General features: G+C 64.8%; 23 protein-coding genes. 12 read left to right on the forward strand and 11 right to left on the reverse strand.

Annotated features, from left to right (window positions below):
- Positions 1 to 29: 29 nt before the first annotated feature.
- Entirely contained in the window at positions 30 to 956 is a 927-nt protein-coding gene (locus LB545_RS16450) for a LysR substrate-binding domain-containing protein (protein ID WP_027023699.1), read from the reverse strand.
- Between the two features lie 88 nt (positions 957 to 1,044).
- Here LB545_RS16450 and LB545_RS16455 point away from each other — a divergent pair, with 88 nt between their 5' ends.
- Entirely contained in the window at positions 1,045 to 1,494 is a 450-nt protein-coding gene (locus LB545_RS16455; RefSeq protein ID WP_224705473.1) for an RrF2 family transcriptional regulator, read from the forward strand.
- Complete coding sequence (locus LB545_RS16460) at positions 1,484 to 2,383, forward strand: NAD(P)/FAD-dependent oxidoreductase (RefSeq protein ID WP_140497066.1); 900 nt, start codon at positions 1,484 to 1,486, stop codon at positions 2,381 to 2,383. The genes LB545_RS16455 and LB545_RS16460 overlap by 11 nt, the downstream gene beginning before the upstream one ends.
- Before the next feature lies 1 nt (position 2,384).
- On the opposite strand, the gene LB545_RS16465 is transcribed toward LB545_RS16460, so the two are convergent.
- Positions 2,385 to 3,155 carry a DeoR/GlpR family DNA-binding transcription regulator gene (locus tag LB545_RS16465; RefSeq protein WP_140497069.1) on the reverse strand — a complete coding sequence of 257 codons (771 nt, stop codon included), beginning with the start codon at positions 3,153 to 3,155 and terminating at the stop codon, positions 2,385 to 2,387.
- 443 nt (positions 3,156 to 3,598) lie between these two features.
- Between LB545_RS16465 and LB545_RS16470 the strand changes: the two genes are divergently transcribed.
- Positions 3,599 to 4,477, forward strand: coding sequence for a phosphotransferase family protein (locus LB545_RS16470; protein WP_140497071.1), 879 nt, complete (start codon positions 3,599 to 3,601; stop codon positions 4,475 to 4,477).
- A 4-nt stretch (positions 4,478 to 4,481) separates the two neighbouring features.
- Complete coding sequence (locus LB545_RS16475) at positions 4,482 to 6,935, forward strand: FAD-dependent oxidoreductase (RefSeq protein WP_140624872.1); 2,454 nt, start codon at positions 4,482 to 4,484, stop codon at positions 6,933 to 6,935.
- Here the strand turns inward: LB545_RS16475 and LB545_RS16480 are convergent, their stop codons facing one another.
- A complete protein-coding gene (locus LB545_RS16480; RefSeq protein ID WP_181165288.1) occupies positions 6,936 to 7,568 on the reverse strand; it encodes a class I SAM-dependent DNA methyltransferase in 633 nt (210 codons plus the stop codon). It lies immediately after the preceding gene.
- A gap of 104 nt (positions 7,569 to 7,672) precedes the next feature.
- Between LB545_RS16480 and LB545_RS16485 the strand changes: the two genes are divergently transcribed.
- Positions 7,673 to 8,575: a phosphotransferase family protein gene (locus tag LB545_RS16485; protein WP_140497077.1), complete on the forward strand. Its 903-nt coding sequence runs from the start codon at positions 7,673 to 7,675 to the stop codon at positions 8,573 to 8,575.
- Here the strand turns inward: LB545_RS16485 and LB545_RS16490 are convergent.
- The 3 genes from LB545_RS16490 to ilvD form a co-directional block, all read right to left on the reverse strand.
- Positions 8,572 to 9,495: a DMT family transporter gene (locus LB545_RS16490; protein WP_140497079.1), complete on the reverse strand. Its 924-nt coding sequence runs from the start codon at positions 9,493 to 9,495 to the stop codon at positions 8,572 to 8,574. The two genes, LB545_RS16485 and LB545_RS16490, sit on opposite strands and share 4 nt — an antisense overlap.
- Before the next feature lie 102 nt (positions 9,496 to 9,597).
- Positions 9,598 to 10,878, reverse strand: a complete 1,281-nt coding sequence (locus tag LB545_RS16495) for an amidohydrolase family protein (RefSeq protein WP_224705475.1) — start codon at positions 10,876 to 10,878, stop codon at positions 9,598 to 9,600.
- 272 nt (positions 10,879 to 11,150) lie between these two features.
- Positions 11,151 to 12,995: a dihydroxy-acid dehydratase gene (ilvD, locus tag LB545_RS16500; protein ID WP_140559734.1), complete on the reverse strand. Its 1,845-nt coding sequence runs from the start codon at positions 12,993 to 12,995 to the stop codon at positions 11,151 to 11,153.
- A 269-nt stretch (positions 12,996 to 13,264) separates the two neighbouring features.
- Between ilvD and LB545_RS16505 the strand changes: the two genes are divergently transcribed.
- Positions 13,265 to 13,732 (forward strand): VOC family protein, encoded by a 468-nt coding sequence (locus tag LB545_RS16505; RefSeq protein WP_140497085.1) that lies wholly within the window; start codon positions 13,265 to 13,267, stop codon positions 13,730 to 13,732.
- 170 nt (positions 13,733 to 13,902) lie between these two features.
- Here LB545_RS16505 and LB545_RS16510 read toward each other — a convergent pair whose 3' ends face one another.
- Positions 13,903 to 15,495, reverse strand: a complete 1,593-nt coding sequence (locus tag LB545_RS16510) for a peptide chain release factor 3 (protein WP_224705477.1) — start codon at positions 15,493 to 15,495, stop codon at positions 13,903 to 13,905.
- 140 nt (positions 15,496 to 15,635) lie between these two features.
- Between LB545_RS16510 and LB545_RS16515 the strand changes: the two genes are divergently transcribed.
- Complete coding sequence (locus LB545_RS16515; protein ID WP_224705478.1) at positions 15,636 to 16,703, forward strand: NAD(P)/FAD-dependent oxidoreductase; 1,068 nt, start codon at positions 15,636 to 15,638, stop codon at positions 16,701 to 16,703.
- A 42-nt stretch (positions 16,704 to 16,745) separates the two neighbouring features.
- Here the strand turns inward: LB545_RS16515 and LB545_RS16520 are convergent, their stop codons facing one another.
- Complete coding sequence (locus LB545_RS16520) at positions 16,746 to 17,540, reverse strand: class II glutamine amidotransferase (protein ID WP_140817607.1); 795 nt, start codon at positions 17,538 to 17,540, stop codon at positions 16,746 to 16,748.
- A 14-nt stretch (positions 17,541 to 17,554) separates the two neighbouring features.
- Entirely contained in the window at positions 17,555 to 17,803 is a 249-nt protein-coding gene (locus LB545_RS16525; protein WP_140523640.1) for a DUF6356 family protein, read from the reverse strand.
- Between the two features lie 115 nt (positions 17,804 to 17,918).
- Between LB545_RS16525 and LB545_RS16530 the strand changes: the two genes are divergently transcribed.
- The 5 genes from LB545_RS16530 (at position 17,919) to LB545_RS16550 (ending at position 21,597) form a co-directional block, all read left to right on the forward strand.
- The gene (locus LB545_RS16530) at positions 17,919 to 18,389 is read left to right on the forward strand and encodes an Lrp/AsnC family transcriptional regulator (RefSeq protein WP_140817605.1); all 471 of its coding nucleotides are present in this window, start codon (positions 17,919 to 17,921) and stop codon (positions 18,387 to 18,389) included.
- 97 nt (positions 18,390 to 18,486) lie between these two features.
- Positions 18,487 to 18,972, forward strand: a complete 486-nt coding sequence (gene dut / locus LB545_RS16535) for a dUTP diphosphatase (RefSeq protein WP_140624875.1) — start codon at positions 18,487 to 18,489, stop codon at positions 18,970 to 18,972.
- A complete protein-coding gene (locus LB545_RS16540; RefSeq protein WP_181167621.1) occupies positions 18,972 to 19,631 on the forward strand; it encodes an HAD family hydrolase in 660 nt (219 codons plus the stop codon). The genes dut and LB545_RS16540 overlap by 1 nt, the downstream gene beginning before the upstream one ends.
- Positions 19,632 to 19,784: 153 nt before the next feature.
- Positions 19,785 to 20,585: an oxaloacetate decarboxylase gene (locus LB545_RS16545; protein WP_140523629.1), complete on the forward strand. Its 801-nt coding sequence runs from the start codon at positions 19,785 to 19,787 to the stop codon at positions 20,583 to 20,585.
- Between the two features lie 13 nt (positions 20,586 to 20,598).
- A complete protein-coding gene (locus tag LB545_RS16550) occupies positions 20,599 to 21,597 on the forward strand; it encodes a proline racemase family protein (protein ID WP_224705479.1) in 999 nt (332 codons plus the stop codon).
- 11 nt (positions 21,598 to 21,608) lie between these two features.
- Here the strand turns inward: LB545_RS16550 and LB545_RS16555 are convergent, their stop codons facing one another.
- Together LB545_RS16555 and LB545_RS16560 are read right to left on the reverse strand one after the other, a co-directional pair.
- Positions 21,609 to 22,322: a sulfate transporter family protein gene (locus tag LB545_RS16555; RefSeq protein WP_224705480.1), complete on the reverse strand. Its 714-nt coding sequence runs from the start codon at positions 22,320 to 22,322 to the stop codon at positions 21,609 to 21,611.
- A 416-nt stretch (positions 22,323 to 22,738) separates the two neighbouring features.
- Complete coding sequence (locus LB545_RS16560) at positions 22,739 to 23,623, reverse strand: EamA family transporter (RefSeq protein ID WP_224705481.1); 885 nt, start codon at positions 23,621 to 23,623, stop codon at positions 22,739 to 22,741.
- Between the last annotated feature and the right edge of the window lie 145 nt (positions 23,624 to 23,768).

Below are 23,768 nucleotides of genomic sequence, written 5' to 3' on the forward strand. Positions count from 1 at the left end.
AGAAGGGGGATATCGGTTTTTCCGATAGATCAGCGGCCGTTCTTGTCGGGGCGCTGGCGAACCATGCGCTGCGACTGCGCCAGGCCGATGAAATCGCGCGCAGCCTGCGGCAGGCCGGAGCCGCGGCGCCAGACCATCCCGACCTGGACGACGGGTAGGGCACCGGAGACGTCGCGCGATTCGATGCGGTCGCCTTCCAGCGACCACGGCCGGTAGACGAGGTCGGGCAGCAGCGCCACGCCCGCGCCGGTGGCGACAAGGCTGCGCACCGCTTCGACCGAACGGGTGCGGAAGGCGACATGCGGCTTGGCGCCGATTGCCGTCAGCAGCTTGCCGGTGTTCTCCTCGATCTCGTCGACGGTCAGCATGATCAGCGGCTCCGAAGCGATGTCGCCGATGCCGATGATGTCGGCGCCGGCGAGCGGATGCCCGAGCGGCAGCCACAGGCGGTAAGCCGAGACTTCGAGGATTTCGGATTGCAGCGCGGTTCGGTCGCGCAGATTGGACGTGACCATGACCGCGATGTCCAGCTTGCCGCCGATCAGCAGATGCTCGAGATAGTCGCCATTGTCCTCGATTGCCGAGACCTCGACGCCGGGATAGGCACGGCGGTAGCGGGCAAGCAGGTCCGACAGCACATAGCCGGCGACCAGCGAGGTGACGCCGAGCTGCAGCCTGCCGCCCGCTGTCGCCTGCTCGCCGAGGAAGGCGCGGCGCGCATCGGACACATCGGCCAGGATCTTGGTGGCGTGACGCAGGAACTGGTGGCCCTTGTGGGTGATGTTGAGGCCGCGCGGATGGCGGTCGAACAATTCGACGCCGAGGTCGCCTTCGAGCTCCTTGATCGCTTCGGTGACCGAGGATTGCGAAATGGAGAGGTTCTGCGCGGCACCCGACACCGTGCCCTGCTCGGCGACGGCGATGAAGAACTGCAACTGGCGGATGGTGAAAGCCATGGCCCGGACTAAACACGGCGGAGACGACGCTGGGAAGTGGAACGGATCGGCAACTTGACGGCCCCAGAATCGTAACTAAATAAGTTACATGAAACGCAACAGCCGGCTGTCTTCCACCTTGCACATTCTGGTCCACATGGCCGAGAAGCCCGAGCGGGCGCTGACCTCGGAGCAGCTTGCCACCTTCATCCATACCAATCCGGTCGTGGTGCGCCGCAACATCGCCGGGTTGCGGGATGCCGGCATCGTCACCTCTTCACGCGGACATGGCGGCGGCTGGCTGCTCGGGCGCCCGCCCGACGAGATCTCGCTGGCCGAAATCAGCGCCGCGCTTGGCGAGACGCTGCTGCCGTTCGGCACCGAGCCGGAGAGCCCCGGCTGCCTTGTCGAGCAGGCCGTGATCGCCGTCCTCGACGATTTTCGGATCGCGGCGGAGAAGCTGCTGGCGGAGAAGCTCAGCCGTATCACGCTGGCCGACCTGACCTCCGACTTCCGCCGCCGTTACGACCTCATCGGAGTCTCCAGCCATGCAGTATGATCTTGCCGTCGTCGGCGGCAGCTTTGCCGGCTTGTCCGCCGCCATCCAGGCGGCCCGGGCCCGGCGCAACGTCCTGGTGATCGACGCCGGCCAGCCCCGAAATCGGTTCGCCGCGCATTCGCACGGCTTCCTCGGCCAGGACGGGCGCACGCCAGGCGCCATCCTGGAGGAGGCAAGACGGCAGTTGCTAGCCTATCCGACGGCTCGCCTTGTCAACGGACGTGCGGACAAGGCGGTCGCCAATAGCAGCAGCGACTTCGAAATCAGCACAGAGGGCGGCGAGACCTTTGGCGCCGCGCGGCTGGTTCTGGCCACCGGCGTGCGCGACATCCTGCCGGAAGTTCCCGGGCTTGCCGAGCAGTGGGGCAAGACCGTGCTGCACTGCCCCTATTGCCACGGCTACGAGGTTTCCGGCGGGCCGCTTGGCGTGCTGGCGACCGGGCCCATGTCCCTGCATCAGGCGCAGTTGATCGCCGACTGGGGCGACGTCACGCTGTTCGGCAATCGCCTGATCGAGCCCGATGCCGAACAGATGTCTGTCCTTGAAGGCAAGAATGTGAGGTTCGAACCCGCTGCGGTCGCCGAACTGCGGGAGGATGGCGCGGGCGGCTTGACGGTGATCCTCGACGGCGGCCGAAAGGCGGGGGTTCGCGCGATATTCACCGCGCCGCGCAATACAATGGCGAGCCCGGTGGCCGAACAGCTCGGTTGCGGCTTCACGGACGGTCCCCTTGGCCCGGTGATATCAATCGATGACAGGCAGCAGACGACGGTTCCCGGCGTCTACGCCGCCGGGGACGCGTCACGCGCGATGCACAACATCGCCTTCGCCGTATCGGGCGGCGCCTTCGCCGGCATATGCGCCCACCAGTCGCTGGTATTCGGTTAGCTCAGGCTGCCTCGCCCGCGACGCTGAGCCGCGCGCCGGCCTGCGCCAGGCCAGCAGCGATGTCGCGCGGCGGCGGCCGGTCGGTGGCGAGCTCGGAAAAGCCATCGAAGCCGCAGACCTGGACCAGGCCTTGGCGCCCGAACTTGGAATGATCGGTGACGACGAGCGAACGCTGGCCGCGCGACAGCACCATGCGGGCGAACTCGGCCTCGTCGAGATCGTAATCCATGACACCCGTCACCGCATCGACGGCACCCGTCGAGATCACCGCATGGCTGACCGAGAAGCGGCTGACGAAGTCGATGGCCGAGGCGCCGAAGGCGGCGCCGGAATCGCTGCGCAGCTCACCGCCGGCCATGTAGACCTTGTTGCCGTTGACGGTGGCCAGCGTGCGGGCGATGTCGGATGAGTTGGTGACGACCGTCAGCCGCCGATGGCCGAGCAGTTCACGCGCCAGGAACGAGGTGGTCGTTCCCGTGTCGAGCATGATCGATTCGCCGTCGCGGATGGTGGCGGCGACCATGCGGGCGATGAGGCGCTTGGCCTCGGCGTTCTCGCGCATGCGCCGTTCGAACGGCGCTTCGCCGATCGTCGACGGCAGGCCGACGGCGCCATGCATCTTCAGGAGCGAGCCGTCGCTGGTGAGGGGCTTGACGTCGCGGCGAACGGTTTCCAGCGAGACGCCTAGCCGGTCGGCCAGGCTGGCGATGGTGACGGTGCCTTCCTCCTGCAGAAACCGCAGGATTTCGCCGTGCCGCTTGGAATGGCTCATCGGGTCATTTCCAGTCGCGCCATGATGCAGTGACCGCTTCTATGGCAAATCTGCCGCATATTACAAGGAATCTCGAAAGAATACGGGCAGGAAAGCAGAAAAAGCCACAGAATCTCGTTGACAACGTGGCTTACCCGGCGTGACACTGATGCCGTGTCAGGCTCGCACTGCCACGGAAAAGCGATAGCGGAGCCTGATCCGAATTTGTGTGCCCCAAGGTCTGGAAACTGCCTGACGCGAGGGCGACTGGAAGAATTTTCTCATCCGCGGGGGCGGATGCCGGCCTCGAAGAGCCCGGCACGTGGGGCTCGTCGGTGCGGCGCGGGATACCGATCCCGAATGCCGCGCCGGCGAGGTCTTTGCCAGAACGAGCGTCCGGACAAACGGCGGGTCGCCACGGTGGTGCCGCCCCGTCGGCGCCTTGCCGGACGAAGGGCGAATTCATGACGGCCGAGGACCGCATCCGCGCCCTGCCTTGCTGGACAGGCAGCGTCGAGATCGAGCCGCTGCCCGGCGGGCTGAGCAATGCCAATTATCGGGTTAAGGACGCGGCCGGGAGGCATGTCGTGCGTTTCGGCAGGGACTATCCCTTCCACCACGTCTTTCGCGAGCGTGAGGTGATGACCGCACGCGCCGCGCATGCCGCCGGTTTCGCGCCGGCGGTCCGCCATGCCGAACCCGGCATTCTCGTGACGGAGTATCTCGGCGCCAAGACCTGTCTGGCTGAGGACGTGCGCGCCAATCTCGGCCGTGTCGCCGCCCTGATGCGCGGCTTCCACCGTGAGATGCCCAACCACGTCTCCGGTGCCGGCTTCATGTTCTGGGTGTTCCACGTCATCCGCGACTATGCGCGCACGCTGGAGGACGCCGGCAGCCGCAAGGCGAGCGACCTGCCGCGTCTGCTGATGCTGGCCGACGAGCTCGAACGCGCCCAGAAACTGCTGCCGATCGTGTTCGGCCACAATGATCTTTTGCCGGCGAATATTCTCGACGACGGCAGCAGGCTATGGCTGATCGACTTCGAATATGCCGGCTTCAATACCGCGATGTTCGACCTTGCCGGCGTCGCCTCGAACGCCGGCATGAGCGACGAGGAATCCTTCGCCTTCCTGACCGCTTATTTCATGAAGGAGCCGGACGAGGCGATCCGCCGCTCGCATGCGGCCATGCAATGCGCCTCGCTGCTGCGCGAGGCGATGTGGAGCATGGTTTCGGAACTCTACCTCGACGTGCCCGGCATCGACTACGTCGCCTACACGGAAGAGAACCTGACGCGGCTCGATGCCGCGCTGGAAAACTACCGGACAAAATACGGGACCTGAATTCATGACCTTGCCAACCCAGGCAGCGATCGTCGTCATCGGCGGCGGCATTATCGGCTGCTCGACGGCCTACCATCTGGCCCGCGACCACAAGGCAGATGTGGTGCTGCTCGAACAGGGCAAGCTGACCTCGGGCTCGACCTGGCACGCCGCCGGCCTGGTCGGGCAGCTGCGCTCGTCGGCCTCGATCACCCGCGTGCTCAAATATTCGGTCAACCTCTACAAGGGCCTGGAGGCCGAGACCGGCCTTGCCACCGGCTGGAAGATGAGCGGGTGCCTGCGCCTTGCCACCAATGCCGACCGCTGGACCGAGTACGAGAGGCTGGCGACGACAGCGAAGAGCTTTGGCATGGACATGGAGTTGCTGTCGCCGGCAGAGGTCAAGAACATGTGGCCGCTGATGGAAACCGGCGATCTCGTCGGCGCTTCCTGGCTGCCGACCGACGGTCAGGCGAGCCCATCCGACGTCACCCAGTCGCTGGCCAAGGGCGCGCGCATGCATGGCGCAAGGCTTTACGAGGAAGTGCGCGTCACCGGCTTCGAGATCAAAGGCGGCCGCATCATTGCGGTGAAGACCAACATGGGCGACATCGCCTGCGACAAGGTGGTGAACTGCGCAGGACAATGGGCACGGCAGGTTGGCGCCATGGCCGGCATCAACGTGCCGCTGCAGCCGGTGAAGCACCAGTTTATCGTCACCGAGAAGATCGACGGGCTGGCGACCGATGTCCCGACCATCCGCGACCCGGACCGGCGCACCTATTTCAAGGAAGAGGTCGGCGGGCTGGTGATGGGCGGCTATGAGCCAAACCCGCAGGCCTGGACGACAGATCTCCCCGGAGGCGACGTGCCCAATGACTGGGAGTTCCGGCTGTTCGACGACGACTATGATCATTTCGAACAGCATATGAGCCAGGCGATCGCGCGCGTGCCGGCGCTGGAAACCGTCGGCGTCAAGCAGATGATCAACGGGGCCGAGAGTTTCACGCCGGACGGCAATTTCATCCTCGGCGTGGCGCCCGAATGCGCCAACATGTTCGTCGGCGCCGGCTTCAACGCCTTCGGCATCGCTTCGGGCGGCGGCGCCGGCTGGGTGCTGGCGCAATGGGTGGTCGATGGCGAGGCGCCGTTCGATCTGTGGGTCGTCGACATCAGGCGCTTTTCCAGCCTGCACCGCGACCGGCATTGGGTCCGCGAGCGCACGCTGGAAGCCTATGGCAAGCACTACACGATCGGCTTTCCACATGAGGAGTATCTCTCCGGCAGGCCGCGCATCGTTTCGCCGCTGTACAACAGGCTGAAACAGCATCGCGCCGTGTTCGGTTCGAAGCTCGGCTGGGAGCGGCCGAACTGGTTCGCCCCCGAAGGCGTCGAGCCGCGTGACGTCTATTCCATGGGCCGGCAGAATTGGTTTTCAGCCGTCGGCGACGAACATCGCCATGTGCGCGAGAAGGTCGGCATCTTCGACCAGTCGTCCTTCGCCAAATACGAGCTGACCGGGCCCGACGCGCCGAAGGCGCTGGACTGGATTTGCGCCAATGACGTCAACAAGCCGGCCGGCCGGCTGACCTATACGCAGCTTCTCAACACGCGCGGCGGCATAGAGGCCGATCTCACCGTGTCGCGGTTCGGCGAGGACAGGTTCTATATCGTTACCGGCACGGGCTTCCGCACCCATGACCTGTCCTGGATCAGCGACCATGTCGAAAAGGAGCTCGACATCACGCTCACCGACGTCACCGAGGATTTCGGCACGCTGTCGCTGATGGGACCGCGCGCCCGCGAAGTGCTGGCCGGCGTGACCGATGCCGACGTTTCCAACAGCGGTTTCCCATTCGGCCATGCCCGCGAGATTGTCGTTGCCGGCCACACCGTGCGGGCGTTGCGCGTCACCTATGTCGGGGAACTCGGCTGGGAGCTGCACGTGCCGATCTCCGCAACCGGCGAGATCTTCGACGCGTTGATGTCGGCAGGCAAGCAACATGATATCCGCCCGGTCGGCTACCGGGCCCTGGAATCGCTGCGACTGGAAAAGGGCTATCGCGCCTGGGGCTCCGATATCACCCCCAACGACACGCCGCTGGAAGCCGGCCTCGGCTGGGCGGTGAAGCTTCGCAAGAACACGGATTTCGTAGGGCGGCGCGCCTTGGAGAAAATCACTGGCGGGCCATTGAAGAAGCGTTTCGCCGGCTTCACGGTCGACGATCAGGACATCGTGCTCGTCGGGCGCGAGACGATCCTGCGCAATGGCGAGCCGGTCGGCTATCTCAGCAGCGGCGGCTATGGCTACACCGTGGAGAAGAACATCGGCTACGGCTATGTGCGCAATGCCGACGGCGTGAGCGACGATTTTCTCGCCTCGGGCCGCTATGAGCTGGTCGTGGCGATGCAGCGCACGCCGGCAAAGATCCATCTCGAGCCGATGTATGATCCGGCCGGGAACAGGATCAAAGCCTGATCAGTTCACACGCAAGGCGAGGCAGCGGCTGGGCACCGTGTCGGCCTCGCCCGGCATCGAGACGTACGGGCGCGTTTCCTCGATGCGGGTGACCAGCCCCTGCGCCTCCAGCTCCGCGACCCGCGCGTTAAAGCCCAGATCCCAGATCGTGTTCTTGACCGTCAGCACGATCACGCCGCCCGGCCGGCAGATGCGGATCAGTTCGTCCAGCCCTTCGGCACCGACATGGCCCGAGGTAAAGACGCCGGCCGAGATCACCCCGGCATAGGCATTGTCGGCAAAGGGCAGCGGCCCGCCAAGCGCCAGGCAATGCAGGGCCGAATAGACGCCCTTGCGCTCTGCCTGATCCAGCATGCCTTGCGAGATGTCGAGCGCCTCGACCTCGGGATAGCCGGCAATGTCGAGCCATTCGCCGATGAGCCCGGTGCCGGCCCCGGCATCGAGCAGCGGTGCCGAGCCACGCGGCAGATGCCTTGCCAGCAAGGCCAGGCAGATGGTGGGATGGCGATAGCCGGCGGCCGACATGTCGCTGTCGTAGGTCTGCGACCAACGGTCATAGAGCGCCGCCACGTCTTCCGGGCGCTTGGCCGCGTAGGCAGCGCCAAGCGCGCCCTTATGCTTGCTGTCGGTCACTTTCGTCCTGTCCGCCATGCCCTAAATTGGTCTCGCACGGATGATAGCCAAAGCACGAATTTTGTGGAACCGTCTCTGCGACAAATAACAGCGGGGGAGCGGGCATGACAATGGACGAGGCACGGACAAAACTTGCCGCCATTCCCATGCTGGCCGGCTATAACGGGACGCTGGAACGGCTTGGCGGCCTCACCAACCTGGTTTTCAAGGCCGGGGACTTCTGCCTGCGCATTCCAGGCAAAGGCACCGAGGAATATATCAACCGCGCCAATGAGGCGGTGGCGGCGCGCGAGGCGGCTAAGGCAGGCGTCAGCCCCGAGGTGCTGCATGTCGATCCGGGCACCGGCGTGATGGTGACGCGCTTCATCGCCGGCGCCGTAACCATGTCGCCGGAAAAATTCAGGGTTCGGCCGGGCAGCCCGGCGCGTGCGGGAGAGGCCTTCCGCAAGCTGCATTCGTCCGGTGCGGTGTTTCCGTTCCGTTTCGAACTGTTCGCGATGATCGATGACTATCTGAAGGTGCTGTCGACCAAGGAGGTCGCCCTGCCCGCCGGCTATCACGACGTGGTGCGCGAGGCCGGTGGCGTGCGCGCGGCGCTGTCGGCCCACCCGCTGCCCGTCGTCGCCTGTCATTGCGACCCGCTGTGCGAGAATTTTATCGATGCGGGTGACAGGATGTGGATCGTCGACTGGGAATATTCAGGAATGAACGATCCGCTCTGGGATCTTGGCGACCTCTCCGTCGAAGGCAAGTTCGATGCCGCGCAGGACGAGGAGATGATGCGCGCCTATTTCGGCGGCGAGGCGAAACCGGCGGAGCGCGGCCGCATCGTCATCTACAAGGGGATGTGCGACCTGTTGTGGACACTGTGGGGACTGATCCAGCTCGCCAACGACAATCCCGTCGACGATTTTCGGGCCTATGCCGACGGCCGCTTCGCGCGCTGCAAGGCGCTGATGGAGACGCCGGAATTTTCACGGCACCTGGCGGCGATCCGCGAGGGCTAATTCACGCCCTTCGGCACGTTTTCAGGCGGCACCGTCGTGTCGACCACCTTCTGGCGATGGAAGATGAACAAGCCGGCCAGCACGACGATGACCGAGCCGATGAGGATGCGCGGGCCGGGAACGTCGCCGAAGAACGCCAGCCCGAAGACCACCGCCCATAGAAGCAGCGTGTAGTGCAGCGGCGCCAGCGTCGAGGCCGGGGCCAGCTTGAGCGCCCGCGTGATCATCAGATGGGCACCGCAGGAGACGATGCCGAGCAGCAGCATGGCGCCGAAATCGAGCGCCGACGGCGTGTGCCAGGCGCCGATGGTCAGGGCGCCGCCGACCAGCAGCGTGCCGATGGTCTGCCATGTCACCAGATTGGTGTCGCTGGTGCCGCGCAAGCGCCGGTTGAGGATGATGGCGAAAGCGAAGGCAATGCTGCCCGCCAGCGCGAAGCCCGACGACAGCGAGAAAGCCGCCGAGGAGGGCTTGAGCATGATCAGCACGCCGCAGAAGCCGAGCAGGATCGCCATCCAGCGGCGCCAGCCGACCTTCTCGCCAAGCAGGAGATGCGAGAGTGCCGCCACATAGATCGGCCCGGCCATATAGAAGCTCATCACATCCGCAAGCGGCAGATAGACGACGGCGGCATAGAAGAGCCCGGTATCGAGCGTGGTCATGATGACGCGCAGGACCTGCAATTCGGGCCTTTCCATGCGGAACAGCTTGGCGGCGCCCTGGTGGGCGATCATCGGACCGAGCACGAAAAACGCGCCGATCGACCTGATCAGAACCACCTGGCCGACGGAAAAGCTGGCGACCAGCCATTTGCCCATGGCGTCGTTGAGCGCAAACAGGAAGTCGCCGGCCAGCATCAGCAGAATGCCGGCCAGAAGCACGTTCCTGATTGTGGTATTCTGCGCCACGGGTTGCGTCATGCCGATCCCTTGCCTGTCCAGGCCGCGTCGTAGACGGAAGCGGCCGTTTTGACGAGGAGAAATCCGGGAATCGGCAAGGCCAGCGCCGGAAATCGGCTGGGTCTAGGACGATACGTGCCGCCGGTTCACCAATGCCGGCCTGCCGGGGATGGCAAGCCTGGTGTCCTGCCTGGTTCGTTCCGCCACCACTTTGCCCCTGGCGATGACGCAAATGCGTTCGGGGCGCAGGCGAATGGCCTCGACCGGATTGCCGGCGTCGAGGACGACCAGGCTGGCGCGCTTGCCGACGGCGAGGCCCAGATGATCGAGCCCCATGATGGCGGCATTGACGTTGGTGACCATGTCGAAACAGCGCGCCATGTCGGCCGGGCTCGACATCTGGGCGACGTGAAGCCCCATGAAGGCGACGTCGAGCATGTCGGCGGTGCCCAGCGAATACCAGGGATCGAGCACGCAATCCTGGCCCCACCCGACGCGGATGCCCAGCGCCAGCATCTCCTTGACCCGGGTCATGCCGCGGCGCTTGGGAAACGCGTCGTGGCGCCCCTGCAGCATGATGTTGATCAAAGGATTGGGTATGGCGGAGACGCCTGCCTCGGCAATCAGCGGCAGGAGTTTCGAGACGTAGTAATTGTCCATCGAATGCATCGAGGTGAGATGCGAGCCGGCCACCTTGCCCTGAAGGCCGAGGCGCTGCGTCTCATAGGCCAGTTGCTCGATGTGGCGCGACAGCGGGTCGTCGGTCTCGTCGCAATGCAGGTCGACCATCAGGCCGCGTTTTGCCGCGATCTCGCAAAGCTCGGTCACCGAACGCGTGCCGTCGGCCATGGTGCGCTCGAAATGCGGAATACCGCCGACGACATCGACGCCCAGATCCAGCGCGCGGATGGTGTTTTCCCGTGCCCCGGGCGAGCGGTAGAGCCCATCCTGCGGAAAGGCGACCAATTGCAGGTCGATATAGGGCGCCACCGTCTTCTTGACATCGAGCAGCGCCTCGACCGCCAGCAGCCTGTCGTCGCAAACGTCGACATGGGTGCGGATGGCGAGCAATCCCATCGACACCGCCCAGTCGCAATAGGCGAGCGCGCGATCGCGCACCGCCTCATGCGTCAGGAGCGGCTTCAGTTCGCCCCACAGAGCAATGCCTTCGAGCAGCGTGCCCGAGGCGTTTATCCGCGGAATGCCGTAGGAGAGCGTCGCATCCATATGGAAGTGCGGGTCGACTAACGGCGCAGAGACCAGATTGCCCCGCGCGTCGATCGTCGTGCCGGCGTTGCCATCGAGCTTCGGCTCGATCGTCGCGATCGTCTCGCCGACGATGCCGATGTCGGCAACCCTGCCGTCAGGCAATGTGCCGCCGCGAACGATAAGGTCGAAATCCATCTGTGTCGTCCCCGAAGAATCAGCACCTGTCGGCTGCCGCCGTGATCGCGGCGGGCGAAAAATCTTGCCACGTGGCGCCGCCTCTCATCCGCCTGCCGGCATCTTCTCCCCGTATAGAGACGGGGAGAAGGGAGATGCTGCGACCTCGCCGCCATTTTTGCAACGTCTACAATTGGCGAAATCTTTGGTTATAGCCCTTTCTCCCCGTCACTTACGGGGAGAAATGTCCGGCAGGACAATGAGGGGCAGCACGAACCTGGCCGATTCGAGCCCTACTCCGGAACGTGCCTCACCGCACCCTTGTCGGCGCTGGTGGCGAAGGCGGCGTAGGCGCGCAATGCGGTCGTCACCTTGCGCTTACGCTTCTCTTCGGGCTTCCACGCCAGAGCGCCCTTAGCCGCCATTGCCGCCCGGCGGCTGGCGAGCTCCTCATCGCTCACGGCGAGGCGGATCGAGCGGTTGGGGATGTCGATCTCGATCGTGTCGCCTTCCCGCACCAGCCCGATCGTGCCGCCTTCGGCGGCTTCCGGCGAGACATGGCCGATCGAGAGCCCCGACGTGCCGCCGGAGAAGCGCCCGTCGGTGATCAGCGCGCAAGCCTTGCCCAAGCCCTTCGATTTCAAATAGCTGGTCGGATAGAGCATTTCCTGCATGCCGGGGCCGCCGCGCGGTCCTTCATAGCGGATGACGACGACGTCGCCGGCCTTGATCTCATTCGACAGGATCGCCTTGACCGAGGCATCCTGGCTTTCGAACACCCGCGCCGGGCCGGTGAATTTCAGGATCGACTCGTCGACGCCGGCCGTCTTCACGATGCAGCCGTCGAGCGCCAGGTTGCCCTTGAGCACGGCAAGGCCGCCGTCTTTGGAAAAAGGCGTCTTCGCCGAGCGGATAACGCCCGTCTCGCGGTCCAGATCGAGCTCGTCCCAGCGACGATCCTGGCTGAAGGCGACCTGCGTCGGCACGCCGCCGGGCGCGGCGAGGAAGAAATCTCGCACGTTCTGGCTTGAGGTGCGCGAAATATCCCAATGATCGAGCGCCTCGCCGAGGCTTGATGTGTGCACGGTCGGCAGGTCGCGGTTGATCAGTCCGGCTTGGTCGAGCTGGCCGAGGATCGCCATGATGCCGCCGGCGCGGTGGACGTCCTCCATGTGCACGTCGGACTTGGCCGGCGCCACCTTGCACAGCACGGGCACCCGCCGCGACAGCCGGTCGATATCCTCCATGGTGAAGTCGACCTCACCCTCATGCGCCGCGGCCAGGATGTGCAGCACGGTGTTGGTCGAGCCACCCATCGCGATGTCGAGCGTCATGGCGTTCTCGAACGCGCCCTTTGAAGCGATGCTGCGCGGCAGCGCCGTCTCGTCGTCCTGCTCGTAATAGCGTTGGGCGAGATCGACGATCAAGTGTCCGGCCTCGACGAACAGCCGCTTGCGGTCGGCGTGCGTCGCCAGTGTCGAACCGTTGCCCGGCAGCGACAGGCCGAGCGCTTCGGTCAGGCAGTTCATCGAATTGGCGGTGAACATGCCCGAGCAGGAACCGCAGGTCGGGCAGGCGGAGCGCTCGATGACCTTGACGTCCTCGTCGGAAATCTTGTCGTCGGCGGCGGCGACCATGGCGTCGACCAGGTCGAGCGCCTGCGCCTTTCCGGCGAGCACCACCTTGCCCGCTTCCATCGGCCCGCCGGAGACGAAGACGGTCGGGATGTTGAGGCGCAGCGAGGCCATCAGCATGCCGGGCGTGATCTTGTCGCAATTGGAGATACAGACCATGGCGTCGGCGCAGTGGGCGTTGACCATGTACTCGACGGAATCGGCGATCAGCTCGCGCGACGGCAGCGAATAGAGCATGCCGTCATGGCCCATCGCGATGCCGTCATCGACGGCGATGGTGTTGAATTCCTTGGCGACGCCGCCGGCCTTCTCGATCTCGCGCGCGACCAGCTGGCCGAGATCCTTCAGGTGGACGTGGCCCGGCACGAACTGGGTAAAGGAGTTGACCACGGCGATGATCGGCTTGCCGAAATCGCTGTCCTTCATGCCGGTGGCGCGCCAGAGGCCGCGGGCGCCGGCCATGTTGCGGCCATGGGTGGTGGTGCGGGAGCGATAGGCAGGCATGAACTTTCCTTAGCTGGCTGGCTGCGCCCGATGCGGAGCGTCGCGGCCCTGAATATGGATCGCAGGCGTTATAGACCGGCAATTATTGTCTGGCCACATTTTTGCAATGCGCCAGATTCTCCAGAAAAATTCAGAGTTTGCGAAAAAGATCGCCTCCCGTGTCGGATCGCCTGCCGGACGCCCGTCCTTAGATCAACGGCAAGGGAGTGGGACCATTTTCTCAGACAGCCGTTCCATTGTAGCAGCAAGAAGCAACCGAGGAGCACGACATGCAAAAGATCACCACCTGCCTGTGGTTCGATGGACAGGCCGAAGAGGCGATGAACCACTATGTCTCCATCTTCAAGAATTCGAAGGTGCTGAGCGTCATGCGTTGGCCCAAGGGCCACGCCGATGAAGGCAAAGTGCTGCTGACCACGTTCGAGCTCGACGGCGTACCGTTCCAGGCGCTCAACGGCGGACCGCAATTCAAGTTCAACGAGGCGATGTCGCAGTCGATCGACTGCAAGACGCAGGAAGAGGTCGACTATTTCTGGGAGAGGCTCACCGAGGGCGGCGAGCCCGGCCCGTGCAGCTGGCTGAAGGACAAGTTCGGCGTCTCCTGGCAAGTCGTGCCGGAACAGCTGCCGCGCCTGCTCCAGGATCCGGACCGGGAAAAGGCCGGCCGGGTGATGAGTGCGATGATGAAGATGGGCAAGATCGACATCGCCAAGATCGAAGAGGCGGCGAAGGGGTGAGAAGTGGTCCGCGTAAGCGGACGGAAAGCCAATTGATTGGCTTTTCCGAGCTTCGAACGCCCTGAGCCTGCGAAGGGCAGGGCTGTCCATTGACTTTTGAGGCCGGCGCTGCCCCTCATCCGCCCTTCGGGCACCTTCTCCCGTGAACGGGGAGAAGGGAAGACCGCCCCTCAAGCCGCCTTGTCGCGGGCCTGATAGTCCTTGATCGTGGCGAAGCGGATCGCTTTCCAGCGCTCGGCTTCGTAGTTCAGCGAGAAGGCGTGCTGGGCGAGGAACACCGGGTCGTTGTCGAGGTCGCGGGCGATGTCGCCGCGATGGGCTTCGATGAAGCGCTGCACTTCCGTCTTGTCGTCGGCCGATATCCAGCGGCAGACCGAAAAACGCGACATCTCGAATTCGACCGGCAGTGTGTATTCGAAGTTCAGCCGCTCCTTCAGCACGTCGAGCTGCAGCGCACCGACGACGCCGACGATGGCCGGCGAGCCGTCTTCCGGCGAAAACAGCTGCACGACGCCCTCCTCCGCCATCTGGTGCAGCGCCTCCTTCAGCTTCTTGGCCTTCATCGCATCACCGAGCCGCACACGACGCAGGATTTCCGGGGCGAAGTTCGGCACGCCGCGGAAGAGGATTTCCTCACCCTCGGTCAGCGTGTCGCCGATGCGCAACGTGCCGTGGTTGGGGATGCCGACAACGTCGCCGGCAAAGGCCTCGTCGGCGGTGACGCGGGTGCGGGCGAAGAAGAATTGCGGCGCCGACAGGCTCATCGGCTTACCGGTGCGCACCAGCTTGGCCTTCATGCCGCGCTCCAGCTTGCCCGAGCAGACGCGCACGAAGGCTATGCGGTCGCGGTGGTTGGGATCCATATTGGCCTGGATCTTGAAAACGAAGGAGGTCATCTTGTCCTCGGTCGCCTCCACCGTCCGGATGTCGGCATCCTGCGCGCGCGGCGGCGGCCCGAAAGCGCCGAGCGCCTCGATCAGGTCGCGCACGCCGTAATTGCGCAGCGCCGAGCCGAAATAGACCGGCGTTAGATGGCCCTCACGGAAAGCGTCGATATCAAGGGGCCTGCAGGCTTCTCGCGCGAGCTCCAGCTCTTCGATGAAGGCCTCGCGCTCGTTTTCCGGCAACAGGCCGGCGACGCGGTTGGAATCCGGACCATTGACCGGCGTGCGTTCCTTCTCGTCGTCGCCTTTGCGCACGGCGTTCAGCGCCAGGTGGTAAGTGCCCGAAAACGTCCTGCCGCGGCCGATCGGCCAGGTGATGGGCGCGGTATCGAGCGCCAGCTTCTGCTCGATTTCGTCCAGTATCTCGAAGGGATCGCGGCTCTCGCGGTCCATCTTGTTGACGAAGGTGATGATCGGGATGTCGCGCAGCCGACAGACCTCGAACAGCTTCAGCGTGCGCGGTTCGATGCCCTTGGCGGCGTCGATGACCATGACCGCCGAGTCGACCGCCGACAGCGTGCGGTAGGTGTCGTCGGCGAAATCCTCGTGGCCGGGCGTGTCGAGCAGATTGAAGACGTTGTCCTCATACTCGAACGTCATCACCGAGGTGACGACCGAAATGCCGCGTTCGCGCTCGATCTTCATCCAGTCCGACCGGGTCTGGATGCGGTCCTTCTTGGCCTTGACCTCACCGGCAAGCTGGATGGCGCCACCGAACAGCAGCAGCTTTTCGGTGAGCGTCGTCTTGCCGGCGTCCGGGTGGGCGATGATCGCGAAAGTACGGCGGCGCGATACCGCCTGTTCGATGTCTTCAGCCAATTTATGAAATCCTGTCTGTGGCGCGGGCTTCTAGCAGCGCTTTCCCGGCCTGTCGAACAGATTTGCCCGGATCGGTCCGCCGGCTCTTGAGATAGGGACGACGCGATGGCATCAGAAGACCTGTTCGATGGAGATCCTGCATGAGCAAGAAAGTGATCGTCATCGGCGCCGGCATCATCGGCGCCTCGATCGCCTGGCACCTGGCCAAGGCGGGCGCGCAGGTGACGGTCATTGCCGACAGCGCTGCCGGCGGCGTGGCGACGCCGAACTCGTTTGCCTGGATAAATGCCAGCTGGGGCAATCCGGAACCGTATTTCCGGCTGCGCATCCGCTCCATGGCGGAATGGTCGCGGCTGGCGCAGGACCTGCCCGGCCTTCCGCTCGCCTGGTGCGGCGGGCTGTGCTGGGACTTGCCGGCGGACAAATTGGAGGCCTATGCGGCGGAGCATTCGTCCTGGGGTTATGGCATCAGGCGGGTCGACCGCGCCGGCGCGGTCGGCATCGAGCCCAATCTCGCCGAGCTTCCCGACTTTGCCTTACATGTCGCCGAGGAGGGTGTCGCCGAGCCGGTCGCAGCGACGAACGCGCTGCTGGCCGACGCCGAACGGCGCGGTGCGCGCTTCGTCTCCAGCACGGTTACAGCGCTTGTTCAGACCGGGGGCAGGACGACGGGCGTGGACACCGCCCATGGCCTGCTCGCCGCCGACGAGGTGGTGATCGCGGCTGGCGTCGGCTCGCCAGAGATTGCCGCGACGGCCGGCATAAGGCTACCGATCGAAATGCCGCCCGGCCTGATCGTCCATTCGCGGCCTTACAAAAAATTGCTCAACGGGCTGGTGCTGACCGAGCGGCTGCACATGCGCCAGACGGCGCAAGGCCGCATCATCGCCGGATCAGATTTCGGCGGTGCCGATCCGGGGATGGATGCGGCGGCGACGGCGCGCGAGCTGTTTGCGGCGCTGCAGGCCATGCTGCGCGGCGGTGACGGCCTGGAGCTCGATTTCCATACGCTCGGTTACCGGCCGACGCCGATCGACGGCTTCCCGATCATCGGCCGCGCCGAGGGCATGGACGGCCTCTATATCGCGGTCACGCATTCCGGCATCACGCTGGCGCCGGCGGTCGGCTTGTTCGCCGCGCGCGAAATCCTCGACGGCGAGCGTGATCCATTGCTGGCGCCCTATGGGTTGGATCGATTCGCTCAATAGCTTGGTGGACGGCTCTCTACGGCAATTCGCGCCGCGAGGAGGCTACCCGGCCAGCGCCAGCTTCGCCGGGGCCGGCGCAAACGGCTGAATATTCACGCCATCCCTGGTCATGGTGACGAAGCTCGATGGCGGGATCGCCTGCCAGTCGCCGCCTTCACGGTCGAAGGGTTCGGAGACGATGCAGCGGCCGCCGCCCTTGGCAGCGGTATAGAGGGTGGGCGCGTGGTCATCCGTGGCGTAGCGGACCGCGTGGAGGGCCTGCCCGTCGGAAAAGGCGGCCGTCAGCTTCAGCGCCGGCTCGATGCCGGCACGCCGCGAAGCCTCCAGCACGCGGCTGGTGGCACGGGCGACGGCGCCTTTCGGATCGGCGGCCAACCCTTCGTCGATCATCAGGAGAAAAAACAGCTCGGAATCGGTGGTGCCCTCGCGCTGGTCGAAGACGGCGTCGGACAGCGAATTTTCCAGCGCGCGGCGGATCTTCTCGAAGCCGCCGATCTGGCCGTTGTGCATGAACGACCAAGGGCCCGAGATGAAGGGATGGCAATTCATGCGGCTGGTGGCGCCGCCGGTCGAGGCGCGCACATGGGCGAGAAACAATCCGGATTTGATCTGTCGGCACAAGCTCTTCAGATTGGGATCGGACCAGGCCGGCAGGATGTCGCGGTAGAGGCCGGGCTCGGACCGGTCGCCATACCAGGCAAGGCCGAAACCATCGCCATTGGTCGGCGACTTGGCTTCCTCGGCGCAATGGCTCTGGGCGATCAGCGAGTGGCAGGGCGCCGTGAGGATGTCTTCGAGGAAGACCGCTTCACCGAGATAGGCCGCCCACCGGCACATCGCTTCTTCCGTTCCTAGGCGTGGTCCGGAAGGGCCTTGGGCTCCTTGACCGCGTGCGAACCTCTGTTGTGCGTCCGCTCGTAAAGTTCGCGGACGATTCGGCTGGCGGTAGTCTCGAACAGAAATGGCAAGAAAGCGTGAACGAGGGCGGCCCCGGCGGCCGTCAGCAGGCGCGAGGAAAACCAGGCGGCAAAGGCCATGTGACCGAAATAGGTTTCGCCGACCTTGGCCGGATGGGAGGTGAAAATCCTTGCGACCGACATGCTGCTTCCCTTCAGCGCTTAAAGTTCCTGATATGGGGTATCCTGGCACGGTTCGTCGGTTCATCGGTCTCAAAATGTCCTTGTATTTTGCTTGTTCGTGGGACAAACATCCCACATGGCCATCGAAATCGACGAAATCGATCGGAAATTGCTCGCCGAATTGCAACGCGACGGCACGTTGTCGGTCGATCAGCTGTCCGAACGGGTAGCCTTGTCGCGCAACGCCTGCTGGCGGCGCGTCAAGCGGCTGGAGGAGGATGGCGTCATCACCGGCCGGGTGGCGTTGGTCGATGCCGAGAAGCTCGGGCTCGGCCTCTCCGTGTTCATCCTGGTTCGGACCTCAAATCATGATCCCGAGTGGTTGCAGAAATTCCGGGCGGCGGTGACCGGGTTTTCCGAGATCACGGGAGTCTACCGCATGTCCGGCGACCTCGACTATGTCTTGCGCGCCCGCGTCGCCGACGTGAAGGCCTATGACCGGCTCTACCAGCGGCTGATCGCCAAGGTGGCGCTGTCGGACGTTTCGGCGTCCTTCGTGATGGAGGAGATCAAGGAGACGACGGTGGTGCCGATGGAAATGCGCTAAGGATTGGCTCCGGCCATAGTGATGCCCGAAAGAAAGCCGTTGATAGGGTCGCGGGCGAATTGACCGAATCGGCAATCGCGCCGATAGGATCGATTTTATGCGCGCAGCCATCCAAAATTCCTCCGTCATCGGTCCGACCGTCGGCTTCGTAAGGTTACCGCATGCGGAAGGACTCCCCCTCCCTGCCTATGAAAGCCCCGGCGCCGCCGGCATGGACCTGCGCGCGGCGGTGCCCGACGATCGGCCGCTGCTGATCCTGCCGGGAAAACGTGCGCTGGTGCCGACCGGACTGATCCTGGAAATCCCCGAAGGCATGGAAGGCCAGGTGCGGCCGCGCTCCGGCCTTGCCTTCAAACACGGGCTGACCGTCCTCAACACGCCGGGCACGATCGACAGCGACTATCGCGGCGAGGTGAAAGTGCTGCTGGTCAATCTCGGCGACGAGGATTTTGCGGTGACGCGCGGCATGCGCATCGCCCAGATGGTGTTCGCCGCGGTGACGCAGGCGGGCGTCGAAGAGCGCGACCTGGCCGGCGGCACGGCGCGCGGTTCGGGCGGGTTCGGCTCGACCGGCACGGCCTGATGAACATACCGAAACTTGTCATCTTCGACTGCGACGGAATTCTGGTCGATACCGAGAACCTGGCCAACCGGCGTCTCGCCGAATGGCTGAGCGAAGCCGGGTATCCCACCAGCTTTGAATATTGCCGCAAGAACTTCTCCGGCCGCAGCATGGTCTCAGTGCAGAAGCAGATCGAAGAAGAGACCAGCGTCAGGCTCGGCGCAGACTTCGTCGAGCGCTGGAATGCAGGGCTGCCGGACCTGTTCGCCCATGGGGTCGAGGCGATTCCCTATGTCCGGGAGTTCGTCGAGGCTGTCCGCGCGGCCGGCATCGCCTATTGCGTCGCCACCTCGGCCAGGGTGTCGAAAATGCACATCACGCTTGGCCAGACCGGCCTGCTGCCGCTGTTCGAACATGCGATGTTTTCCTCGACCATGGTCGCGCGCGGCAAGCCGTTTCCGGACCTCTTCCTGCATGCGGCCAAGACGATGGGCTTTGCGCCTGCCGACTGCATCGTCATCGAGGACAGCGTCGCCGGCACGCAGGCCGGCATCGCCGCCGGCATGCGGGTATTTTCCTATCATGGCGATCCCTACAGCGACCGTGACGGCTTGATGCGAGCCGGCGGCATCCTGTTCGACGACATGCGCACACTGGCCGGACTGGTGCCGATCCACTGATCGGCGCCGGTTTTGACGGGGTTGCAGGGACGCGCCGGACGAATTGTCAGCAGAGAACGCGAAACGCTTCTGAGCCAACCGCATTCGTTTGCCCGGGCAAGGCGGGCAAGCTAAAATCCGCGCCATCGCACTCAACACGATGGGGGAACTTCCATGGACAAGGGCAAGATCTTTCGCGACCTGCATGCCTCGACCTTCGTCATGCCCAACCCTTGGGACGTCGGCACGACGAAGCTGCTTGGATCCTTCGGTTTCAAGGCACTGGCGACGACCAGCGCCGGTTTCGCCTTCTCGCGCGGCCTGCCGGACGGCGCGGTGACCTTCGACCAGATGATCCATCATTGCCGCGAGGTGACGGCGGCAACCGAGCTGCCGGTTTCGGCCGACCTCGAACGCGGCAAGGGCGACAGCGCCGAGCAGGCCGCCGAAACCATCTTCGCGGCTGAAGCCGCCGGCCTTGCCGGCTGCTCGATCGAGGACCACACCGGCGACCCGAACAAGCCGATCTATGATTTTTCGCACGCGGTGGAGCGCGTCGCGGCGGCGGCGGAAGCGGCCCGCGCGCTGAAACGCGATTTCGTCTTCACCGCGCGGGCGGAGAACTTCCTCTGGGGCAAGTCCGACCTCGACGACACCATCAAGCGGCTGCAGGCATTCGAGAAGGCGGGCGCCGACGTGCTCTACGCGCCGGGCATCGGCGACGTCGAGATGGTGCGCACGGTCTGCTCGGCGGTGAGCAAGCCGGTCAACGTCATGGCAAGGCCCGACTTCACCATTGCCGATCTGACCGCGGCCGGGGCAAAGCGCGTTTCGCTTGGGCCGTGGCTCACCAACTTCGCCTATGGCATGCTGGAAACGGCGGCGCGCGAGATCCAGCAGGACGGCACGTTCGGCTTCGCCCGCGCCGCCATGCCCTTCGGCAAGTTGCAGGCGCTGTTTGGCAAATCGGGATAAGCGGGCCGAACACATGACGCTGACCGTCGTCGACATGCACACCGGCGGCGAGCCGCTGAGGATCGTCACCGGGGGTTACCCCGATATCCCGAAGGGCACGATCCTGGAAAAGCGCGCCCATGTGCGCGACCATCTCGATCATCTCCGGAAAATCCTGATGTTCGAGCCGCGCGGCCATTACGACATGTACGGCGCGCTGCTGGTCGAGCCCGATTTGCCGGGCGCCGACCTTGCCGTGCTGTTCATGCACAATGAGGGCTATTCGACCATGTGCGGCCACGCCATCGTCGCGCTCGGCCGCTATGCCGTCGACGAAGGGCTGGTGGCCAAGCGGGAACCGGTGACGATGGTCAACATCGAGGCGCCCTGCGGCATGGTGATTGCCTCGGTCGAGGTGCACGACGGCAAGGCAGGTGCTGTGTCGTTCGACAGCGTGCCGGCTTTCTTGTTCGCACGTGACCGCAAGATCGAGCTGCCCGGCTACGGCGCGATCGGCTTCGACATCGCCTATGGCGGCGCATTCTATGCGCTGGCCGACTGTCACCAGTTCGGGCTCGAATTCGGCGGCGGCCGGGTACGCGACTTCGTCGACGCGGCGACGGCGCTGACCGAAAGGCTGAAGCAGGAATTCCCCCTGTCGCACCCCGACCATGTCGACCTCGCCTTCCTCTACGGTACGATCCTGACTGACGGGAAGGACGCGTTTTCCGGTGAGCCGACGAAAAACGTCTGCGTCTTCGCCGAGGCGCAGGTCGACCGCTCGCCGACCGGTTCCGGCGTGACCGCCCGGCTGGCGGCGATGCATGCCAAGGGCGAGATCGCAACAGGCCAGACACGCACTTTCGAGAGCATCGCCGGCTCGCACTTTTCCGGCGCGGTGGCGCGGACGGCGAAAGCCGGACCGCATGAAGCGATCATCGCCCGCGTCGGCGGCCGCGCCTACTATTGCGGCCGGGCGGAATTCATCGTCGAGCCCGACGACGAACTGGGGCGCGGCTTTCTGCTGCGGTAGGGACTGGCGCATCAACGGAACGGCTTGCTCCCCCGATCGGGCCGGGCCGAGATCGCCTTGTGCAGATGCACCATCATGGCTGCGGCGAAGAGCGGCGTCACCAGATTGAGCACCGGCACGGCAAGGAAGGCCGCTATCACCAGGCCGGCGAGAAAGACCGTCCCGGCATGGTGCCGGCGCAAGGCCCTGGCCTCTTCTTCCGGACGGAAGCGCATAGCGGCGAATTCGAAGAACTCGCGCCCAAGCAGGTAGCCGTTGACGATGAAAAAGGCGGCGATGTTGATGCCCGGCACCAGCAGGAGCAGCAGGGCGACGATGTTGCCCAAAACGACGACGCCGAAGAACTTTATCGCCAGCACCAGCGAGCGCAGCGCCGGCATGGCGCGGCCGGGCGGATCGCCGGGATAATCGGTACGCTCCACCACTTCGGCGACATCGTCGAGGAACAGACCGGCGATGACGGCCGTGACCGGCGCGACGAGCAGCGCCATGCCGAAAGCAAGCGCGATGGCCGCGATGATGCCGCCCAGCCAACCGGCCCAGGACGGCAGGCCGGGAAAGAGCGTCTGCAGCCATGGCAGCGCCAGCCACTCGACGAGGCTGGTCAGCCCGAACCACAAGGCAACCAGAGCAAGCACAGTCAAGCCCAGCGTCTTGAGGAAGACGGCGCGGAATTCGGGCGACAACAACTGGCCGGCGGCGGCACGGGCGGCGCTGGAGATCACGGTGCTTCCTCGCTTCGGCGGATTGCCCCTGGGAGGATAGGCAGCAGGTTCGCCGGTCACAAGCTCTATTGCCTGCCGTGGGTCAAGGCGGTCGTTTCAGGTTTCGAACTCTCCGCATCACCCCTCTTGCGAGCGCCGGCGCCGCCCCTCACTGTCCTGCCGGACATCTCTCCCCGTAGAACGGGGAGAGAGGAGCTGGCGGCAACCCCGGTGCCTCCATCGCAACGTGGTGATTGGCGAAACCAGTGATGACAGCGCCCTTCTCCCCGTCACTTACGGGGAGTTGAGGAGCGTCCGCGAAGCGGACGAAAAGCCAACTGCTTGGCTTTTCGAGTGACGAACGCCGGCAGGCGGATGAGGGGCGGCGCTACCTCGACAATCGGAGCCATGTGGTCTGAGGCGATTGCCCTGTCTGCCTATTGTGCGAGCGCCGGCTTGCGGGTGGGAATGGTCATGGCCGCGACGCCGGCGACGACGAAGGCCATGCCGAGCCAGGCCGTGGAACCCAGGCTTTCGCCAAGGAAAACGGCGCCGATGCCGACGCCGATCGGCACGCGCAGATAGGCCTGCGAGGTCGTGCCGACCGAGCCCAGCGTGTGGATCAGGCGGAAATAGATGACGAAGGCCAGCGCGGTCGAAAACACCGACAGGCCGAGCAAGGCCAGGATCGACGCCGTCGACGGCGCCAAGGTCCAGGGCTGGTCGACGGCGAGGCTGAGCGGCACCAGGATGACGGCGCCGCAGAGCATCGAGCCGGCGGCGGGCAGCATCGGGTCGAGGCCCTTGAAGCCTCGGCCGAAGATCGCCGCCCCCGCATAGCAGACCGTTGCAAGGACGATGGCAAGCTGCGCCCAAAGTTCATGGCCGAGACCGCCCAGCGCCTGTGTGCCCACGATGAGGCAGATGCCGGCAATGCCGGCGCCGACGCCGATCAGTTTGCGCAGCGTCACCGGTTCATGGCGGGTGATGAGCGCGGTCAGTAGGAAGGTGAAGATAGGCGACGTCGCGTTGAGGATGGTGGCGAGGCCGGCATCCACCGAGCGCTCGGCGGCGGCGATCAGGGTGAACGGGATGACGCTGTTGAGGCACGCCTGGAAGGCGAAACGACGCCAGCTCGCTGCATCGCCCGGCATGGCGAGCCCGCGCCAGCGGATGATGGCCAGCAGGATCGCGCCCGCGATCAAGGTGCGGGCGGCGATGAACGTCACCGGTGGGATCGTCTCGACGCCGATCTTGATGAACGTATAGGAGGCGCCCCAAAGCACCGCCAGGAGGGCGAGCAGCGCCAGATCGGTGTTCATGTCGTTTCTTGCAGGCATGGGTTTGCCGCCTTCGGGCCGGGATCGAACGGCCCTTTTTAGGCAAAGCCGCGGTGAAATGCTTCGGCCACGACCGAATTGTCGTAGCGCCTGGGCATCACGCGATATGAACATGGCCTAGGCAAAC

The sequence above is a fragment of the Mesorhizobium sp. BR1-1-6 genome (assembly GCF_020165355.1).
GTDB lineage: Bacteria > Pseudomonadota > Alphaproteobacteria > Rhizobiales > Rhizobiaceae > Mesorhizobium.

Bases quoted from the DNA above. Each gene is read 5' to 3' on its own strand.
- LB545_RS16450 (WP_027023699.1), bottom strand. From the start codon at position 956: ATGGCTTTCACCATCCGCCAGTTGCAGTTCTTCATCGCCGTCGCCGAG.
- LB545_RS16455 (WP_224705473.1), top strand. From the start codon at position 1,045: ATGAAACGCAACAGCCGGCTGTCTTCCACCTTGCACATTCTGGTCCAC.
- LB545_RS16460 (WP_140497066.1), top strand. From the start codon at position 1,484: ATGCAGTATGATCTTGCCGTCGTCGGCGGCAGCTTTGCCGGCTTGTCC.
- LB545_RS16465 (WP_140497069.1), bottom strand. From the start codon at position 3,155: ATGAGCCATTCCAAGCGGCACGGCGAAATCCTGCGGTTTCTGCAGGAG.
- LB545_RS16470 (WP_140497071.1), top strand. From the start codon at position 3,599: ATGACGGCCGAGGACCGCATCCGCGCCCTGCCTTGCTGGACAGGCAGC.
- LB545_RS16475 (WP_140624872.1), top strand. From the start codon at position 4,482: ATGACCTTGCCAACCCAGGCAGCGATCGTCGTCATCGGCGGCGGCATT.
- LB545_RS16485 (WP_140497077.1), top strand. From the start codon at position 7,673: ATGACAATGGACGAGGCACGGACAAAACTTGCCGCCATTCCCATGCTG.
- LB545_RS16490 (WP_140497079.1), bottom strand. From the start codon at position 9,495: ATGACGCAACCCGTGGCGCAGAATACCACAATCAGGAACGTGCTTCTG.
- LB545_RS16495 (WP_224705475.1), bottom strand. From the start codon at position 10,878: ATGGATTTCGACCTTATCGTTCGCGGCGGCACATTGCCTGACGGCAGG.
- ilvD (WP_140559734.1), bottom strand. From the start codon at position 12,995: ATGCCTGCCTATCGCTCCCGCACCACCACCCATGGCCGCAACATGGCC.
- LB545_RS16505 (WP_140497085.1), top strand. From the start codon at position 13,265: ATGCAAAAGATCACCACCTGCCTGTGGTTCGATGGACAGGCCGAAGAG.
- LB545_RS16515 (WP_224705478.1), top strand. From the start codon at position 15,636: ATGAGCAAGAAAGTGATCGTCATCGGCGCCGGCATCATCGGCGCCTCG.
- LB545_RS16520 (WP_140817607.1), bottom strand. From the start codon at position 17,540: ATGTGCCGGTGGGCGGCCTATCTCGGTGAAGCGGTCTTCCTCGAAGAC.
- LB545_RS16525 (WP_140523640.1), bottom strand. From the start codon at position 17,803: ATGTCGGTCGCAAGGATTTTCACCTCCCATCCGGCCAAGGTCGGCGAA.
- LB545_RS16530 (WP_140817605.1), top strand. From the start codon at position 17,919: ATGGCCATCGAAATCGACGAAATCGATCGGAAATTGCTCGCCGAATTG.
- dut (WP_140624875.1), top strand. From the start codon at position 18,487: ATGCGCGCAGCCATCCAAAATTCCTCCGTCATCGGTCCGACCGTCGGC.
- LB545_RS16540 (WP_181167621.1), top strand. From the start codon at position 18,972: ATGAACATACCGAAACTTGTCATCTTCGACTGCGACGGAATTCTGGTC.
- LB545_RS16545 (WP_140523629.1), top strand. From the start codon at position 19,785: ATGGACAAGGGCAAGATCTTTCGCGACCTGCATGCCTCGACCTTCGTC.
- LB545_RS16550 (WP_224705479.1), top strand. From the start codon at position 20,599: ATGACGCTGACCGTCGTCGACATGCACACCGGCGGCGAGCCGCTGAGG.
- LB545_RS16560 (WP_224705481.1), bottom strand. From the start codon at position 23,623: ATGAACACCGATCTGGCGCTGCTCGCCCTCCTGGCGGTGCTTTGGGGC.